The sequence below is a fragment of the Dyadobacter subterraneus genome (assembly GCF_015221875.1).
In the GTDB taxonomy this organism is placed as follows: Bacteria; Bacteroidota; Bacteroidia; order Cytophagales; family Spirosomataceae; genus Dyadobacter; species Dyadobacter subterraneus.
Genome location: NZ_JACYGY010000002.1, coordinates 992,337 through 1,010,679 on the forward strand (window position 1 = coordinate 992,337; position 18,343 = coordinate 1,010,679).

16 protein-coding genes are annotated in these 18,343 nt (G+C 40.5%); 9 read left to right on the forward strand and 7 right to left on the reverse strand.

The genetic code is table 11. The features are described 5' to 3' along the window. Nucleotides 1-109: 109 nt before the first annotated feature. Nucleotides 110-3,001 (reverse strand): T9SS type B sorting domain-containing protein, encoded by a 2,892-nt coding sequence (locus IEE83_RS29625; RefSeq protein WP_194124338.1) that lies wholly within the window; start codon nucleotides 2,999-3,001, stop codon nucleotides 110-112. Nucleotides 3,002-3,336: 335 nt separating this feature from the next. Here IEE83_RS29625 and IEE83_RS29630 point away from each other — a divergent pair, with 335 nt between their 5' ends. The 3 genes from IEE83_RS29630 (at nucleotide 3,337) to IEE83_RS29640 (ending at nucleotide 6,982) form a co-directional block, all read left to right on the forward strand. Next, nucleotides 3,337-4,008 carry a succinate dehydrogenase cytochrome b subunit gene (locus IEE83_RS29630; protein ID WP_194124339.1) on the forward strand — a complete coding sequence of 224 codons (672 nt, stop codon included), beginning with the start codon at nucleotides 3,337-3,339 and terminating at the stop codon, nucleotides 4,006-4,008. A gap of 112 nt (nucleotides 4,009-4,120) precedes the next feature. Beyond that, a complete protein-coding gene (locus tag IEE83_RS29635) occupies nucleotides 4,121-6,109 on the forward strand; it encodes a fumarate reductase/succinate dehydrogenase flavoprotein subunit (RefSeq protein WP_194124340.1) in 1,989 nt (662 codons plus the stop codon). A 120-nt stretch (nucleotides 6,110-6,229) separates the two neighbouring features. Beyond that, nucleotides 6,230-6,982 (forward strand): succinate dehydrogenase/fumarate reductase iron-sulfur subunit, encoded by a 753-nt coding sequence (locus tag IEE83_RS29640; RefSeq protein WP_228102184.1) that lies wholly within the window; start codon nucleotides 6,230-6,232, stop codon nucleotides 6,980-6,982. Nucleotides 6,983-7,316: 334 nt separating this feature from the next. On the opposite strand, the gene IEE83_RS29645 is transcribed toward IEE83_RS29640, so the two are convergent. The 3 genes from IEE83_RS29645 to IEE83_RS29655 all read right to left on the reverse strand — a co-directional run bounded on the left by IEE83_RS29645 (nucleotide 7,317) and on the right by IEE83_RS29655 (nucleotide 9,309). Continuing rightward, complete coding sequence (locus IEE83_RS29645; RefSeq protein ID WP_194124342.1) at nucleotides 7,317-7,937, reverse strand: OmpH/Skp family outer membrane protein; 621 nt, start codon at nucleotides 7,935-7,937, stop codon at nucleotides 7,317-7,319. A 78-nt stretch (nucleotides 7,938-8,015) separates the two neighbouring features. Then, the gene (locus tag IEE83_RS29650; protein WP_194124343.1) at nucleotides 8,016-8,558 is read right to left on the reverse strand and encodes a hypothetical protein; all 543 of its coding nucleotides are present in this window, start codon (nucleotides 8,556-8,558) and stop codon (nucleotides 8,016-8,018) included. 16 nt (nucleotides 8,559-8,574) lie between these two features. After that, entirely contained in the window at nucleotides 8,575-9,309 is a 735-nt protein-coding gene (locus IEE83_RS29655) for a copper homeostasis protein CutC (protein ID WP_194124344.1), read from the reverse strand. A gap of 316 nt (nucleotides 9,310-9,625) precedes the next feature. On the opposite strand from IEE83_RS29655, the gene IEE83_RS29660 reads away from it, so the two are divergent. Next, entirely contained in the window at nucleotides 9,626-9,847 is a 222-nt protein-coding gene (locus tag IEE83_RS29660) for a DUF2795 domain-containing protein (protein WP_013927448.1), read from the forward strand. 39 nt (nucleotides 9,848-9,886) lie between these two features. On the opposite strand, the gene IEE83_RS29665 is transcribed toward IEE83_RS29660, so the two are convergent. Continuing rightward, a complete protein-coding gene (locus tag IEE83_RS29665; protein ID WP_194124345.1) occupies nucleotides 9,887-11,266 on the reverse strand; it encodes a hypothetical protein in 1,380 nt (459 codons plus the stop codon). Between the two features lie 424 nt (nucleotides 11,267-11,690). Here IEE83_RS29665 and IEE83_RS29670 point away from each other — a divergent pair, with 424 nt between their 5' ends. After that, nucleotides 11,691-12,332, forward strand: a complete 642-nt coding sequence (locus tag IEE83_RS29670) for an AlbA family DNA-binding domain-containing protein (protein WP_194124346.1) — start codon at nucleotides 11,691-11,693, stop codon at nucleotides 12,330-12,332. Nucleotides 12,333-12,468: 136 nt separating this feature from the next. Here IEE83_RS29670 and IEE83_RS29675 read toward each other — a convergent pair whose 3' ends face one another. Together IEE83_RS29675 and IEE83_RS29680 are read right to left on the reverse strand one after the other, a co-directional pair. Continuing rightward, nucleotides 12,469-12,840: a DUF3127 domain-containing protein gene (locus tag IEE83_RS29675; protein ID WP_194124347.1), complete on the reverse strand. Its 372-nt coding sequence runs from the start codon at nucleotides 12,838-12,840 to the stop codon at nucleotides 12,469-12,471. Between the two features lie 82 nt (nucleotides 12,841-12,922). Continuing rightward, a complete protein-coding gene (locus tag IEE83_RS29680) occupies nucleotides 12,923-14,068 on the reverse strand; it encodes a cystathionine gamma-synthase (protein WP_310588637.1) in 1,146 nt (381 codons plus the stop codon). 125 nt (nucleotides 14,069-14,193) lie between these two features. Here IEE83_RS29680 and IEE83_RS29685 point away from each other — a divergent pair, with 125 nt between their 5' ends. From IEE83_RS29685 to IEE83_RS29700, 4 genes are all read left to right on the forward strand, one after another. Beyond that, a complete protein-coding gene (locus tag IEE83_RS29685; RefSeq protein WP_194124349.1) occupies nucleotides 14,194-14,871 on the forward strand; it encodes a VTT domain-containing protein in 678 nt (225 codons plus the stop codon). Nucleotides 14,872-15,005: 134 nt separating this feature from the next. Further along, nucleotides 15,006-16,598, forward strand: coding sequence for a sodium:solute symporter family protein (locus IEE83_RS29690; protein ID WP_194124350.1), 1,593 nt, complete (start codon nucleotides 15,006-15,008; stop codon nucleotides 16,596-16,598). A 103-nt stretch (nucleotides 16,599-16,701) separates the two neighbouring features. Next, nucleotides 16,702-17,664 (forward strand): dihydrodipicolinate synthase family protein, encoded by a 963-nt coding sequence (locus IEE83_RS29695; RefSeq protein WP_194124351.1) that lies wholly within the window; start codon nucleotides 16,702-16,704, stop codon nucleotides 17,662-17,664. Between the two features lie 26 nt (nucleotides 17,665-17,690). Then, nucleotides 17,691-18,230 (forward strand): RNA polymerase sigma factor, encoded by a 540-nt coding sequence (locus tag IEE83_RS29700; RefSeq protein WP_194124352.1) that lies wholly within the window; start codon nucleotides 17,691-17,693, stop codon nucleotides 18,228-18,230. Nucleotides 18,231-18,343 lie beyond the last annotated feature (113 nt).

Consider the following 18,343-nt stretch of genomic DNA (forward strand, 5'->3'; position numbering starts at 1 on the left):
GTAACAAAACGCAGTAGCCCGGTTATAGTTTAACCGGGCTACAAATAACGTACTAGAAGTTGAAAGAAAAAAAGTCTGTGTTTTAACAGCTTAAAAGTGGGCGTTGTTTTTATCTAAGAATCTGGACCCAACCTTTGAAAGTGGCTGGTTTTCCTTCACGCTGTACAGACTCGAAATTAACAATCACTTCATAATAATACTGTCCTGCTGCCAGATCGTTTCCACTGTTGTTTTTTCCGTTCCAGTTGATGTTCACATCTTTGGAATCATACACTTTGGCACCCCAGCGGTTAAACACTTTGAAGTCCAGTGACTGAACAAAACTTGGACATTTAAGCGGCGTGAAAAGATCATTTTTGCCATCACCGTTTGGCGTGATCACATTCGGCAGTGCAAAAATCGGACAGTTGTCTTTGCAGACGGTGTTGCTCGGTGCACTTTCTGTCCCGTATTTATTGACCGCAGTCACGTAATAACAACCTGCAAAAGAAGTCAGTCCCTCATGTGCAAAAGTAGTGGCAGCCGGCGCTGTGATTTCTTTCAGAAGTGTTGGCGTGTCACCTTCATACCTTGTGTAATAAAGTCTGTAAGCGGTTATCGCCTGGTCGCAGTTTGCACTGTTCGGATATGTCCATGACAGATTGTTTGTAAAGGAAGTCTGGTCACAGAACTCATCCGGTGTAATTGTGGCACAATCCAGCTGGTCAATACTCAGCACCGGCACACATGGTTTTGTGGTATCCGAAGCAGAGACACAGATTATCTGTGAGAAGTTGTAGAGCGGATCAACCTTGATCTGGGTATTGTTGTAAGATCCTACGGTTTCTACTTTATAACAGTAAACAACATCTTTTGAAATGGTCACATTGACTGTTCCGTCCTGTGCATATTTATCTGTTCCGTCATCAGTGTAAGTATAGGAAGCTGCGCCGGTCACTGTGACATCTGCAATCCTGTTGAATGTTCCGGGTTTGGATTTGTCTTCACGGTACACCCTGTGCGTCTGGTTATCATTGCTCCATGGGACATTGGCTGTCCAGTTCAATCTGATCGCATTCGGATTGGCCGAACCTTGTGATAAACGGACACTGCTGGCCGGATCGGTCTCGTCCAGTTTTACAAGTTTGCCTGCATCAGTGTAATAATATTCGAGTTTATAACGATAAGCATTGGCAACCGTGTTCAGGTTTTTATCAACATAAATGGTATCAGGCGCGCCGGCTACCAGGTTTGTGTTGATGGTAGCGATGTTTGTAAAATCAGTACCTGAAAGTCCTGTTGCACGGAAAAGTTTGTACTGCGCAGGAATGGAAGCACCAGCCTGTAAAGTTGGTCTTGTCCATTTCACAGTAATAATTCCTCTTGTATCGCTTGTAGAATCCACAGTGACATTGGTAATAACCGGCATCAGAAGGGGTACTTCGATACAAACCTGTTCAGAAGCTTTACTTTCACCGCCGCCGATCAAGTAACCTGGCTGTGTGATGTCTGAATCAGGTCTTGGGAATACGACCACGATACGGTAACTGTAAGAAATTCCTGATTTCAGACCTGCACCTGCATTGTTGTCGGTGTAAGTAACCTGATCAGCATTGACCCTTGCAATTTCCTCATAACCATAACCATCCAATCCTGTAAAACATACATCTTTTGAAATTTCACGGCAACCCTCTCTTCTGTAAATAACAATTTTGGCGCCTGGCACCTGACATTTGTAAGAATCCCAGGTCAGCTTGAATGCTTTTCCGGCAGCATCGGTGACAGCGGTTGCGGCCAGGTTTTGTGGCTGCGGCCCGTAAACCTTGATATGCAGTGTGGTGATATCGACCAGTTTCTGGAACAGGGTAGGGTTTGGGGTATTGGGTCCGGGGCCGTCCTCAACTTTGAAAAGTACTTCATAGGGTTCAAGCCTGATCTGGTTACAGCCGGTCTGCCAGGTGAATTGTCCTGTGAGCGTCCCTTGTGCACCTTGCTGGGGGACTGAGAAAGTGGCATAAGCAGGAGACACAAGCGCGGTGGCCTGGTAGAGCCCGCTGGTACTGGTGAGCGTAAGTTTATCCCCGTTTTTATCGGTCGCTTTTACGATCTGGTTAACCAGCGTTCCTGCCTCGACGCACAGATCAGGAATTAAATCGAGTTTTGGCCGGTCGTTCCGGGCATCGACTACAATAATCTGCATATCCCTGATAATGTCACCAATTTTCACACCGTCACGCCATTCCTCGACGACGAATGCTACATTGTAAAATCCTCTTGTTACAGGCGCATCCCAAATTAAGTCGCCTGTTAAGGCATTCATACTAAAAGTAGCAGGGCTCGCTCCGGTTTCTGTTCTGCCGGGAGGGGTTACCAGATTCGGATCTTTGTACCCAAGGTTAACACCAAGACCTGTTCCTCGTACATTTTGTTGTGGAGTGTAAAGATGATAAGCAATACTATCTCCGTCTGCGTCAAATGCACCGGGGTTGTGAATGTACCGTTGTCCGACTGCTGCCAGATCAATAGGTGCGTTGAGTAAAATGGGAGTTTGATTAGCACCGACGAAAGCGTTGATAATAAGATTGGTATGAACAAAGAAATTAAGATCGCTTGTTGGTGCAGGGCTGAGATTTAAAATACTGTTGTTTCGATTATCGATCATAACTGCTATCGTCCAGTCTCCGGTCGATGGGAAGGCGTATCGCGTTGTATAAACATTAATTGTAGTATTGTTGCCGATATCCCTAAGTAAAGCTCTATCCCTGTCTACCTTCCTGGGTGCGACCTGACCATTGCTTCCGGTTGGATAAAAATACATTGATACATCGTTCTGTAAATCCGCTGCATCCTTTCCAGTATTTACATCAAAGTATCCCGTAAAAGTTACATCATAGGTATTAGTATTTCCAATTCTTTTGGCGGTTATTTCACCAGCTCTTGCATGGGTAGCATGTGCCCGTTGAGACACAAAAAAGCAGGAAATAAAAAGAATCAGAAGCTGAAATCGTAAATTATTTCGCATACGTTTTAAAACTTTTTCAGGATAGAGGTAAGTGCTATAAATCTTTAACGAATTATAATGCTATGCGATGAACGAAAAATCTTATTAAATGTGTATCCGAAACACAGGAATTGTGATACATAACGGATTATCTTTTTTTCGAAATGTTGAAATGGACTTAAAAATGTAAGTATCAGGATTAATAACGGAGCAAAGAGGTACTTAATAATGATTATAAATTGTAAAGCGCTTCATAAAAATGATCCTCTTTTATTGTGTCGCACAGGTTTGTGCCATACCTTTGAAAGGTTCTAAATATACCTTATTTTTTTGTACTAAAACTATTCGTGTTTGCTATGTCTTGGTTTACACAAGCGTTAACAAGTTCCATCGGTAAGAAGCTGATTATGTCGCTTACCGGTTTATTTTTGATCAGTTTTCTGGTAATACATGCAACCATCAATGCAATGATTTTTTACAATGATGGGGGCGAAACTTTTTCTCACTGGGGACATTTCATGGGAACAAATCCCATAATCCGGACCCTTGAAATCGGTTTGGTACTAGGTTTTCTTATTCATATTGCGGATGGTCTGTGGTTGACAAAACTTAACCAGAGTGCAAGACCTGTGAAGTATGCTGTAACCAACCCAAGTGCCAACAGTACATGGTATTCCCGCAGTATGGGTTTGCTGGGTACATTGATCCTGATCTTTTTAGTGATCCATACCTCACATTTCTGGATTCCAAACCGTACCAATCAATTTGCTACGGGAGAAGAGCTTAATCTTTATCAGATGATGCTTGACATTTTCCAGAACATCTGGGTTGTGATCATCTATGTACTTGGCTGTTTCTCACTTGCCTGGCATTTATTGCACGGTTTTCAAAGCGCCTTTAAAACATTGGGTCTTTATCATTTGAAATATAACGGTGCGATTCATGTGGTTGGCGTTGCATTTTCGATTGTTGTCCCGATAATTTTCGCGCTGATGCCAATCTCAATCTATCTTGGATGGGTTTATTAAGTTCTGCATTTGACTGTCATTATCAGGTCTTAGATATTGGCTCTTAAAAGTTAAATGTTCTTGTTTAAATAGTTGAATCTAATTTTTCAGGTTAATTAACATTTCAAAATATATGGCAACTTCATCTCGTCTGGATGCCAGAATACCTCAAGGCTCGCTGGAAGATAAGTGGGAAAAATACAAATCATCAGTACCCCTTGTAAACCCTGCCAACAAGCGTAATATTGAAGTAATTGTAGTAGGAACCGGTTTGGCTGGTGCCTCTGCTGCTGCTACGCTGGCGGAAATGGGATACAAAGTAAAAGCATTTTGTTTTCAGGATTCCCCTCGTCGTGCGCACTCTATTGCTGCACAGGGTGGTATCAATGCTGCTAAAAATTACCAAAATGATGGTGACTCGGTTCATCGTCTTTTTTACGATACAATTAAAGGAGGAGATTACCGGTCACGCGAAGCAAATGTGCATCGTCTGGCGGAAGTTTCCGGAAATATTATTGACCAATGCGTTGCACAAGGTGTTCCTTTTGCACGTGAGTACGGCGGACTTCTTTCCAACCGGTCTTTCGGTGGGGTGCAGGTTCAGCGTACATTTTATGCGGCTGGACAAACTGGTCAGCAGCTTTTATTAGGTGCTTATTCAGGTTTGCAGCGCCAGGTTGGGATGGGAACAATCACCATGTACAACCGTCACGAAATGCTTGATGTTGTAAAAATCGACGGAAAGTGTCGTGGTATCATTGCAAGAAACCTGATTACAGGTGAATTGGAAAGACATTCGGCTCACGCAGTTTTACTTTGTACAGGTGGTTACGGAAACGTATTTTATCTGTCAACAAATGCGATGGGTAGTAATGTTACGGCTGCCTGGAAAGCGCATAAGCGTGGTGCATTCTTCGGAAACCCATGTTTTACGCAAATTCACCCGACATGTATTCCGGTATCCGGTGAGCATCAGTCGAAACTGACTTTGATGTCAGAATCACTTCGTAATGATGGTCGTATCTGGGTTCCGAAAAAACAAAACGATACACGTGCCGGAAATGAAATTCCGGAAGACGAAAGAGATTATTACCTGGAACGTCGTTACCCGGCTTTTGGTAACCTTGTTCCACGCGATATCGCTTCCCGTGCTGCGAAGGAAAGATGTGATGCAGGATATGGGGTAGGTACTTCCAAGCTGGCAGTATTCCTTGATTTCTCAGCAGCTTTCCACCGTTACGGACAAGGAGAAGCAAATAAAAATAATATTACCAATGCCTCAGAAGCCCAGATTCTGGAATGGGGTAAGGCGGTAGTGAAAGAAAAGTATGGTAACCTTTTCGATATGTATAAGCAGATCACAGGAGAAGATCCTTATGAAGTGCCTATGCGTATTTATCCTGCGGTTCACTATACAATGGGCGGACTTTGGGTTGATTACAACTTAATGACAACTGTTCCGGGATTGTATTCATTAGGCGAAGCAAATTTCTCAGATCACGGTGCAAACCGTTTGGGAGCTTCTGCGCTGATGCAAGGTTTGGCAGATGGTTATTTTGTAATTCCAATTACTGTTGGAGCTTACCTGGCGGGTGAAATCAGAACCGGTAAAATTTCTACCGATCATGAAGCGTTCGTTCAGACTGAAAAGGAAGTAAATGACAGAATTCAGAAACTGATCACGATTCAGGGAAAAACTTCTCCTGAATTATTCCACCGCCGTTTGGGTAAAATTATGTGGGATAAATGTGGAATGGCACGTAATGAAAAAGGATTGAAAGAAGCTATTTTGGAAATCCGTGCACTGCGTGAAGAATTCTGGAAAGATGTTAAAGTAATGGGTACTGTAAAAGATTTCAACCCAGAGCTTGACAAAGCAAACCGTGTTGCCGACTTTATCGAATTAGGTGAATTGATGTGTATTGATGCATTAACACGTAATGAATCTTGTGGCGGTCACTTCCGTGAGGAATACCAGACAGAAGAAGGTGAAGCACTTCGTGATGATGAGAACTTTATGTTTGTGTCGGCATGGGAGCATATCGGAACTGAGAAATGGGAGCTTCATAAAGAAGAGCTTGTTTACGATAACATTAAAATCGCTCAGAGAAGTTATAAGTAGCTATCGGCTTTCAGCTTTCGGCTATCGGCATTAAACCCGGTGCTTCTTATGAGTTTATAACTAAAATAAATTTCGTTAATAGTTAATCATTAACAGTTTAGAAAAATGAGTGCAGGCAATATGCGTCTTACGCTTAAAGTGTGGAGACAAAGCAATACAGATACACAAGGAGGATTTGAAAGCTATAATCTGGACGGCGTTTCTCCAGATATGTCCTTCCTTGAAATGTTCGATATTCTTAACGAACAATTAATTGAAGAAAATAAAGAGCCTGTCGCGTTTGACCACGATTGTAGAGAAGGTATTTGTGGATCTTGTTCAATGTTTATCAATGGACGTCCACACGGACCTTTGAAAGGCGTAACAACGTGTCAGTTGCATATGCGTTCTTTCCAGGATGGTGATACAATCACAGTGGAGCCATGGAGAGCAGCAGGATTTCCGGTGATTAAGGATTTGGTTGTAGATCGTGATGGTTTTGACCGTATTATATCAGCTGGTGGATTTGTGTCTGTTAACACAGGAAATGCACAGGATGCAAACAATCTTCCAATCGCAAAAGAAAATGCTGATGATGCATTTGCAGCTGCGGCCTGTATTGGTTGCGGGGCTTGTGTAGCAGCTTGTAAAAATGCATCTGCGATGTTGTTCGTATCTGCTAAAATTTCTCAGCTTGCTTTATTGCCACAAGGCCAGGCTGAGCGTAGTATTCGTGCAGAGAAGATGGTAGCGCAAATGGATGCAGAAGGTTTTGGTAACTGTACCAACACTCATGCTTGTTCAGCTGAATGTCCAAAAGAGATCAGCTTTGAGAATATCGCACGCATGAACCGTGAATATATCGGAGCAAAATCTTCTTCGAAAGCAGTTTAGAAATACAAATTCGAAAGAATTTTCAATATATTGAGAGGCGGTTTATTCAGTTAAACTGCCTCTTTTTGTTAGGACATAGCTAGAAAATGTTTTAACAATTGCTGTAGGTAAAACCTACATTGTAGCCGTGGATTTCAATCCACAGAAATCAGAAAAATGCCATCGGCATGATCGATATCATAACCGTGGATTTCAATCCGCGGGAAATTAATATTTGGCGGACTAATATTAAATGCCGTAGGCATGGCCGGTTTATTATCCAATTAAAAACAGAAAGGCGACTGATTTGGTATCAGTCGCCTTTCTGTTTTTTCAATCCAAATGAATCAATCAATTATTTCTTAGTCGAATCAGCAGCAGCTTTTGAAGCGTCAGAACCTTTATATTCCTTGTTCAAACCTTCTATAATTTTCTGCGTTACATCAAGAGATTTGTCAGCGAACAAAATTCCACCGCCTAAAGAATAACCTAATACATATTCGTATTTATTATCCTTGTTATATTTTTCAATATAAGCTCTGATCTGTTTGTAAAGCTCTTCATTTTTACCAGCTTCTTCCTGTTGAAGTCCAGCCATAGCCTGATCGCGGTAAGCGATAAGATCCTGCTGTTTTTTACCAAGCTGAGCTTCCGTAGAACGAGCCTGGTCAGGAGTCATTGTTTGTGCTTTTTGCTGAAAAAATGCAATTTCATTCTGCAATGAGCGACCTTTTGTGTTCAATTCATTTTCCAATTGGAAATGTTTGTTTTCAAGCGCTTTCTTAGTGTCCTTAAAGAAATCGTAATTCGTCAAAAGAGAATCAACCTGCACATAAACAGTACGACGACCTGCTACTACACCATCCGATCCCGCTGCAACGGATTCAGATTTACCTCCTGAGAAATGTAAGAAAAATAACACCGCTACGGCTATGCTAAGCACGATGTTCCAAATTAACGAAGTATTGTTATTCACGTTTTTAAGGTTTTGTTTTTTTAGAAAGAGCCGCAAAGATAATGATTTGTGTTTCAAGCCCTACAATTATGCGATTTTTTACTTTAGTTTAAAAATGGAAGGATGATGCTTAGCATATAAAATGTCTATTTTTTGTCCGGGCCGAAGGCCTGCGTATTTTTTTGGGTCTAATCCCTGTCGTAAAATACCTTCATCTGTTCCATACTCAATAACCATAAACTTCTGATTAAAAGTTGTTTTTAGGGTGAAAGAAATTTTAGTCAAGCCTAATACCGTTGCAGTTGTTTCAATTGTTTTGCGTTCTAAATAATAGGATTTTATTTTTTCATTCAGGCCAACGGCAAGTTGATCTGTAAATAAGTTATACAGACTTAATGATAATATAAAGGTCAAAACACCTATTACTTTAAAGTACCACTTCCCTGATATAAACAAGCATTTGAAAATCTTATTATTTTCATTCCTTTTCAGAATAGGAAAAAAAATGAATAAATAACCAACGGTCGTAATATTTAGCGACCACCATTTCACAGAGCTCCAATATTCCAGATTATGTATGAAGAGAGCCACAAGAAAGAAAGCGACTAACAGCAGAAAAATCCCGAATAAAATCTTTTTCACATATTAAATACAAAAGTTATTTATCCGCTACCGCACTCACAATAGCTTCAACCAATCCTAAATCACTATACATAACTGATCTTTCGTCAGGACTTTCGCCGGCCATTGAAATATCAGCAGGGAAATATTTTTGTCTTCCGGGACGGAAAGATTTGGCAGTTAAGTGCAGGGAATGTACACCGGCATCTTTTAGCTCAGCCGCATTATTATGATTTACACCGCCGCCAGCCATGATTTCAATTGAGCTTCCGGCTGCTTTTGCTAATTGTTCTAAAACCTTGATACCTTCCAGTGCATTTGGTTTTTGACCTGAAGTAAGAATTCTTTCAGCACCGGTTTCGATTACAGCTTTCAATGCTTTGATTGGATCAGGCGTAAGGTCAAATGCACGGTGGAAAGTTACTTTCATAGGAGCCGCATAATCAACGAGTGCTTTGGTACGTGCTACGTCAACTTGTCCGTCGGGAAGAAGAATTCCCAGCACAACGCCATCTGCTCCCAGCTTTTTGGCCATAGCAATATCTCTTTTCATGATCTCTTCTTCAAAAAAATCATAAACAAAATCACCGCCACGTGGACGGATCATCACAAATATTTTGATCTGGATATGTTCACGAACCATTTCTATAAGACCGGCGCTTGGCGTAGTCCCGCCTTCACCAAGTCCTCCGCACAGCTCAATACGCCCCGCACCGCCAACCTGGGCATTCATGCAGGATTCGAGGGAGTATGCGCAAACTTCAATTGTCATAATTACTTTAATATAATGATTGGGGAAATTACAAAGATTTCTGTTGGGTGCGATAAAAGAATTACATGGGAAAAATGGGGAATGTCTTAAGGAATGATATTTGATATATTAATCCGGAAGAAAATAAATGACCGATGTACACTTAAAATTCATCCTAATTTTATGATTTTCAATCTTTTAACTTAATCACGAAAAATATTAAAAATAAAAAACAATTATTTTAGATTTTTTTTGTTTAAAATTATTAAAAGATGCAAATTTTTTTACTTTTGCAATCCTGAAAAAATTAAGTAACTATTTAATAGGCGAAAAAATTATGTACTGGACTCTCGAACTCGCATCATATCTGGAGGATGCTCCTTGGCCAGCTACCAAAGACGAGCTGATTGACTTCGCAATTAGAACAGGCGCTCCGTTAGAAGTAGTTGAAAACCTACAAGAACTGGAAGATGATGGTCAGCCTTATGAAAGCATTGAGGAAATTTGGCCGGATTATCCGACCAAAGATGACTTCTTCTTTAATGAAGACGAATATTAAGTAAGAGCGGCGCCAACGGGCGCCGTTTTTCGTTTTGTATTATTTAAGTGAGGTATACGGAGAATTACGTTTCAATAAATATTTCTCAAAGATGCTTCCTTTTTTCAGCGAATATTGCTGCACAACTTCCTTTCCATTGCCATAACCATTTTCCAAAAAGTCGTAGTAATTGTCTCCGTATTCAGCAATCGCCGGATGCTCGATGGTATTGATTGTCCCCATATCAAGCGTAAATAATCGCTCATAATAGAATTTTACAAAACTAAGAGAGTTAACCGCCAGAAATAATGCGGCTAAGATCAGCCAGCTGTTTTTCTCTTTTTCACGAGATCCCGTAATAAATGCGTAAGCGATGCTCGTCCCCAACACAATTTGGGCTGCAATCGACGCCCGCGTGTTCAAATCGTTGAAATGACCTACCTGTACCAAACCCAAAAGTGCAAAAGTCAGGAAGGAAACCAATAAAAGTTCCTTATCAAATTTTAGCAGATCCTTTTTGAAAAAAATAAACCAGATTCCAAAGAACCCGAAAAGGTATAGCGCGTAATATAATGGCCAGACTGAACTTCCGGTTTGCCATATAAATAAATTACTCTCCATGGACGTCGCGTCAGAACCCAGGAGAAATGCTATCACCGGATAAAATGCAATCAACAACAAAATACCCAATATGGCTGCGCTAAATACAAACCGGAATTTATCTTGCCGGAATCCTTTAATGAAGAAATACAAACAAAAAAGCGAAAGACCGACCGTCGTAAAAGGTGTCCAGAAAAAGGAACTGAAAATGAAAACTGCAAACGGGAAAAAATATTTGACATTGGTGACAGCTGCCAGGAAAAAACAAGTTCCAAGAATTGCGGGTAAAGTATGTTGCGGAGCTTCTGAAAGACTTTTTGAAAAAATAGGAAGCTGATTCAGTACAAATTTCCCATTAATAAGGATGGAGTTATTTTGAAAGTTTACAGCTCCTGCTAATAATTTTCCTAGTGCCGGTAAAAGTACGCTCACATAGGATCCGAAAATAATGAGCAGGCTAATCAATATGCGCTGACGATTTTTCAAATTCTTGAACCGAACCTGAATCCAGGAAAAACTTAACAAAAGTCCAAACCAGGTCCATACAAAAGCGAAAAATTTAATAAAACTGATTGAAGTAATTTTACCAAGCAAAGAAGGGACAATATAATATCCCAAATAATAACACATATATATGTCCCGCTTCTCATCATACAATGGCAGCGGCTGTGTCGCTAGTAAGTTAAATTTAAAATTATGCGCCTGGTAGTCATAGCTTTGATAATTAAAACCGCCAAATTCTGAGAAGTAAGAAAGTACCAATGATATAAGCAGAGAAGAAATCAGAATCGGTTTTAACGAAAAAGGAGGTATAGCATTATCCAGCCCATCATTCTTCATTTTATAAATTGACAGAAACAGGACGAGTGTTAACGCAATCAGAGATATGATCGAATAATTTGTATTAACCCAAAAAGATAAAAAAAAGTAAGTGGGAAGAATTATATACAACAGCGTTACAATAGTCAGGTTTTTCATGTAAGTCGGCCCAACAATATTTGAGGGCTAAGGTTTAATAAAATATTCCGTAGCAGAAAAAATTCTATGCCAAATTAGAACTTTTATTTGATCCTTGGTCAACCCGAATGGTACGATTATTTATTTGAAACAACTACTTATAGGAATGATCATAAATTGTGCAAAGATTCATTGATAATATTTTTTTAATATCGTGAAAGGAATGTAAATTGGTAACGTTGTTATCAAAAGCACATACAGGAAAGCCCGATTGTTTTCATAGTTAAGTATCTATCCAGGCCAATTGATGGAACTACGATTGCTTAAAGAGTTGGTCAGAAGAGGTGAGGGTGAACATGTGGAATTCAAACTGAAATCCAATCACCCGGAAAAAATTGTCCGCGAGCTTGTTGCCTTCGCTAATTCAGGAGGTGGAAAACTCTTCGTCGGCGTTGGAGATGACCGGACAATCAAAGGAGTAAAAGACTCGTTTGAAGACGAATACACCCTCGTCAAAGCTATTGACACTTATTGTTTCCCCAAACTTGATTATCGCGTTGAAAGAATTCCGGTCGACATGGACCGTGAGGTTCTCGTTTTAACTATTCCGCGAAGTCTTGACAAACCACATTATGTTGTTGATTCTTCTGGAATAAAAAAAGCATACGTTCGGGTCGCTGATAAATCCATCCAGGCGAGTCGTGAAATGCGTGAAATTATGCGGCGCGGACGGTTTAAAAGGGACGTCAGATTTCAGTATGGAGATAAGGAAGAAAAGCTGATGAAACTGCTTGATGAAAAACAAACCGTAACGGTCGAATTATTTGCAGCGGCGGCCGGGATTCCCAGAAAAATTGCTTCAAATACCCTGGTGATGCTGGTTCTTGCCAATGTTCTGGAAGTGCATCCTCATGAAGTTTTTGATCATTTTACAGTTGCGATGGCATGATCAGCCCAAGAAACTTTAAAAAGCAGTCCGCCGACGCGCTGAAAGAATGATGACAATAACCTCAGAAATGAGGACGGAAATAACCATTGACTCATTGACGAATTCTCTCATCGCGACGGTGGACCGCCATATATTTTTAGAAAGGCAAATCGTCAGACTCGTCTTCTGTAAAAGTTGTTACCGGAGGCAAAGTTGAATTGTTGTTTCCACCACTAAAAGATGCTCCGCCTCCGCCGCCAGTACTACCGGCTTTGTCAACTTTCCACGCTTTTACTTCTGTATACCAGCGACTATTATATTCGCGGCTTTCAACATCAATTGAGGCAGTTACAGCGTCATTGACCTGTAAGCCAGCCTGATCAATTTTATCACCCCACAATGAAATGCATACTTTTTTTGGATACTGCGAAGGGATTTCAAGAATAAATTCCTGCTTCCGCCATGTTCCATTTTTACCCTGACCAGACACTTCAGGGAGTAAAGCGATGACAGTTCCTGTTAATTCCATGAATAACTTGTTTGTTGTTTTGCTATAATGTAGAGATCAAAAGTAATGGTTTTGGTTTTGGAATGCAAAAGAGATTTAATTCTTAACCAATTGCCTGAGCCAGATCTTCTATTAAATCCTCCACATCTTCAATCCCCACACTGAGGCGGATTAATGTGTCTTTTAATCCTGTTTTTTCCCGTTCTTCCTTTGGAATACTTGCGTGCGTCATACTTGCCGGATGCGTGCAAAGTGATTCGACGCCACCTAATGATTCGCCCAGAGAAAATACTTCCAGACTTTCCATTACATGAACTGCCTCCTTATAGTTATCTCCTTTTAACTCAAAAGAAACAATTCCACCATACCCGCGCATTTGACGCGTAGCCAGAACATGACCTTCGTGAGACGGAAGTCCGGGATAATAAACTTTTCCAACTTTCGGATGATCTTTCAGCCATAGTGAAACTACTTTTGCATTTTCGCAATGCCGCTGCATCCGGATATGTAAAGTTTTTATTCCGCGCAAAACCAGAAAACAATCCTGTGGACCGGGTACCGCGCCACTTGCATTCTGGATAAATGCCAGTTGTTTTGCCAGTCCATCATCATTTACGATAAGCGCACCCATAACGGTATCCGAATGTCCGCCAAGATATTTGGTTACCGAATGCATGACAATATCAGCTCCCTGATCCAGCGGATTTTGCAAATAAGGAGAAGCAAAAGTATTATCCACGACGCTTAAAATTCCCTTTTGTTTACAAACATTGGTTACCGCTTCAATGTCAATAATTTTTAATAAAGGATTGGTTGGCGTTTCCACCCAGATCATTTTCGTTTTTTCAGAAATTACTTTTTCAATTTCTTTGATATCACTCATATCAACAAAATGAAAAATCAAACCGAAAGGCTCGTAAATTTTTTTCATGATCCGGTATGTGCCGCCGTAAATATCATTGGTCGCTATAATTTCATCGCCAGGCCGGAATAATTTCAAAACCGCATCCGTAGCTGCGAGACCAGAGGCGTAGCAAATTCCGTGTTTTCCATTTTCCAGAGCTGCCAAGGCATTTTGTAAAGCAGTTCGGGTTGGATTGTGAGTACGCGAATATTCATAACCTTTATGTTTTCCCGGGCTTTCCTGAACATAGGTTGAAGTCTGGTAAATGGGTGTCATAATCGCACCTGTCGTTGGGTCAGGTTCAACACCTGCGTGTATAGCTTTGGTCGCGAATTTCATAGAAATATTTTTAGTTTCAATCCTCGAATTTGAAGTAAAAGACCAAAGATAACCTTCTGGAAAAACCTTTTACAGAAAGAAGTGGTTAATTTGGTAATTGAAATCATTGTATTGACTAAAAATATCTTCTTTTGGCGAATCCATTAGTAAAAAAATTTCCTTTACCTCTCGTTGTAAGCGTTTTACTCACTGTTGTTCCCTTAGTTACCACATCATTGCTTACAGCTTCCGCTGTGGCTCATGAAGAATTATTAAGAAGCTGGACTTATGGAACCTGGATACTGGTTACGATTGGATTAACCCTTACTTCTGCCATTGCACTCACGCCGCCAACTTTTCTTGCCTTGGTTTTCGGTTATTTTTTAGGATGGTACGCCATTCCGTTTTTGTTTTTATTAAATCTCGGAGCCATTGCGCTTCTTTATATACTGGCCGATTTTTTCAATGCTGAATCAATCCGAATTTATCTGGTGCAGATTTACCCGGAAATCGAATCGCTCATCCGGAAATTTAAAGCAAACCAGTTCCGGTTGATTTTCTTCGCCAAACTGTCTCCGGTTTTGCCTTTTACCATTACTAATTTATTTTTCAACGTAGTCGGAGCAAAATTACCTCAGGTACTTGCCGGTGGTACGCTGGGTATGATTCCTCGTACAGTTCTTGCGGTTTGGGCCGGAAGGGAAGCGCAGGAAATCCGCTATTTGCTTGAACATCCAAATGAAGGTTTGGGAACAAAAATTCTGCTGCTTTCACTGATCATTATTTCAACGGTCGGGATTGGATATCTGTTTAAGGATAAGAAGGACTGAGCGCATTGACATGCTTTTTTACTTTAAATTATTTTGTATGATAAGATCGTATAATAAAAGGATATAAAACCACATAAATACATGAAAGTAATCCTGTTTATTTGCAATTAAGTTATACTTCTTAATAAAGTAGAATGAAATCCTTACCCGTTATAGATCTGATCATCGTTATAAGCTATCTGGTTGGGATGGTGGCTGTCGGTATTTATTTTTCCCGTAAAAACACAACCGCGGATCAATTTACCAAAGCCTCCGGAAGAATTCCCGGATGGGCCATCGGTATTTCCATTTATGCCACTTTTCTTAGTAGTAATACCTTCCTCGGAGTTCCAGGCAAAGCCTTTGGCAGCAACTGGAATTCCTTTGTTTTTAGTTTGTCAATGCCGCTTGCAGCCTGGGTTGCTACGAAATTCTTTATACCGTTTTATAGAAATACAGGAACCGTTTCAGCGTATACTCATTTGGAAGAACGTTTCGGTCCCTGGGCCAGAACTTATGCCGTTGCCTGTTTTCTGCTGACACAACTTGCCAGAATGGGTTCTATATTTTTCGGAATTGCATTAAGTCTTCAGGCATTAACAGGTTACCCGATGTCTACGATTATGATCGTAGTTGGGATTTGTATTGTGCTTTATACCGTTATGGGTGGAATGGAAGCCGTTATCTGGACGGAAGTTGTTCAGGGTGTTGTTAAAACGGTGGGAGCACTTGTCATTCTATATCTGGTAATTTCCGGAATGGATGGCGGGATTTCCAGGATTATAGATATTGGAAAAGCAGACGATAAATTCAGTCTGGGAAGTTTCGCTCCTGATTTTACACAGTCATCGTTCTGGGTTGTTTTGTTGTACGGGTTTTTTATGAACCTCAACAATTTTGGCATGGACCAAAATTATGTTCAGCGTTATCATACCACAACATCCATTAAAGAGGCAGCGAATTCTATCTGGCTTTGCGTTTATTTGTATCTCCCGGTTTCGCTAATGTTTTTCGTTCTTGGATCCTGTTTGTTTGCTTATTACCAAAGTAATCCTGATCTGCTTCATGTGGTTCAAATGCAGGTTGCGGTTGAACGTTTACCAAATGGAACACCGGAAGCACTTCAAAAACTGGCTTCAACGTTAGGTGCCGCTGATATCGGAGATAAAGTAATGCCACATTTTATGGTCACAAAAGTACCGGTTGGACTTTTAGGGTTAATTATTGCAGCTATTATGTCCGCCGCCATGAGTACGATCAGTTCCGGAATGAATGCTTCCGCTACGGTGTTTATGGTTGATATTTATCAGCGTTATATCAAGCCGGAAATGAGTTCAAAACAATCCATGACGTTGTTATACATTGCAACGACAGGTTTTGGTCTTCTTGGTATGGTTACCGGAATCGCCATGATTGGTGTAAAAAGTGTACTGGACGTTTGGTGGCTGCTTTCCGGAATCTTCGCCGGTGGTATGCTTGGATTATTTCTTTTGGGAATTATTTCAAGAAACACAAAAAATGCCGAAGCGCTTACGGCTACGCTGATTGGTATTATAGTTATTATCTGGATGACTTTTTCAAAACAATTACCGGACGAATATGCTTATTTACGAAACCCGCTGCATCAGAATATGGTGATGGTAGTAGGTACGCTGACGATTTTTCTTGGAGGATTACTTTTGACAAGATTGAAAGGAAAAGCAATAGAAATTGAAAAAGAAGCGCTGGCTGATCACCCGAGCATTTAATAAAAACGATTTACAAAAGTCATGACCAAATCATGACATCAAAATACAATCCGGCAAACGAGCCGGTAAAGTACCCTGACATTTATAGATTTTTAAAACTGGTATGACCGCAAAAACTACATCTTTGCCGCAAGGATTTATTCCTGTTATGTTAACTCCGTTTCTTGAATCCGGAGCAGTTGATTATGACGGCCTGAAAACGCTGACTGAATTTTATCTGAATGCAGGTTCTGCCGGACTTTTTGCAACCTGTCTTTCCAGCGAAATGTATGAATTGAGTGAACAGGAAAGGATTGATGTTACAAAAACCGTTGTTGACCAGGTTGCGGGAAGAGTTCCGGTTGTGGCCACAGGAACTTTTGGCGGACCAATTGCTGAACAGGCAGAATTTGTAAAACGTATATATAGTACCGGAGTGGAAGCGGTCATCATTATTTCCAGCCTTATTGCTGAGGAAAACGAATCCGATGAAATATTCCTGAAAAACGCCAAAGAACTCATCAGTTTGACGGATAATATTCCGCTAGGATTTTACGAATGCCCGGTTCCTTATAAAAGACTGATCCCAAGTACGGTACTCAAAGAATTGGTTGAAACCGGAAGAGTTATTTATCATAAAGATACTTGTCTGGATGACGAAGAAGTTGCACGCCGAATCAAAGTTGCCGAAGGATACCAGTTTGGACTTTATGATGCCTATATGGTCAATGCAGTCTCATCTTTGAAAGCTGGTGCAGCAGGACTTTCCTGCATCCAGGGAAATATTTATCCTGAATTGATTATTTGGATCTGTAAATATTTCAACAACGCTGACCGTGAGGAAGATGTAAAAAAAGTGCAGCAGTTTTTTGTTGATTCAATGGACGTGGTACATGCTGCATATCCTACGATTGCCAAATATAGTCTGCAAAAACGCGGGTTCCCGATTTCAATTTATACAAGAAGAGATGTTGGTGAACTTACAGAAGAACTGAAAACTGAAATGGATCAATTGCTGGTAGTAATTGAGAAACTTCAAAATGAATTGGGCATTACAAGCAATTTTACTGAATATCTCGTGAAATAATATTGACCAAAAACTTCCTAAATCCTATGAACTTTCCTAATGAACAAATCCTTTACCGCGTAACACAGGGAGACGAAGCGGCTTTCTCGATGCTCTACACGCATTTTCGCTCTCCGGCGCTGAAATTTTGTACTACCTTACTCAAAGATGAGGAAGAAGCTGAAAACGTTACTCAGGATGTATTTGCCAAAATCTGGGATCGTCGCGTACAAATAAAACCTGAGCACAGTTTTCAGGCCTATTTGTTTGTCAGTTTACGGAATCAGATTTTTGACCAGTTCAAAAAATTTGAAAAAGATCAGCAATTGCGCCAGCAATACGTTGACCGGATGACAATTTTGCATGACGAAGACGGCGAAGATAAAGAGGCCAGAATCAAGTTTCTCCTTGGCGCTGTTGAATTGCTTTCAGAAAGAAGAAAGCAAATTTTGAAGCTGAATATTGAAGAGGGGAAATCTTACAAGGAAATAGCAAGTTTTATGAACATCTCCACCAATACGGTTAAGAACCAGTTAATCAAGGCAAAGGAAATTTTGCGCCGCCAATCCCGCCTGGCAATTTCATAGTTAACAATTTTATAATATCAATAGCGCTGGTAAACCCTGTTTATAACAGTTAATTTACACCGGGTTACATAATTTAAATAATTTAATTGAATATGGTTATTTGAATATTAATT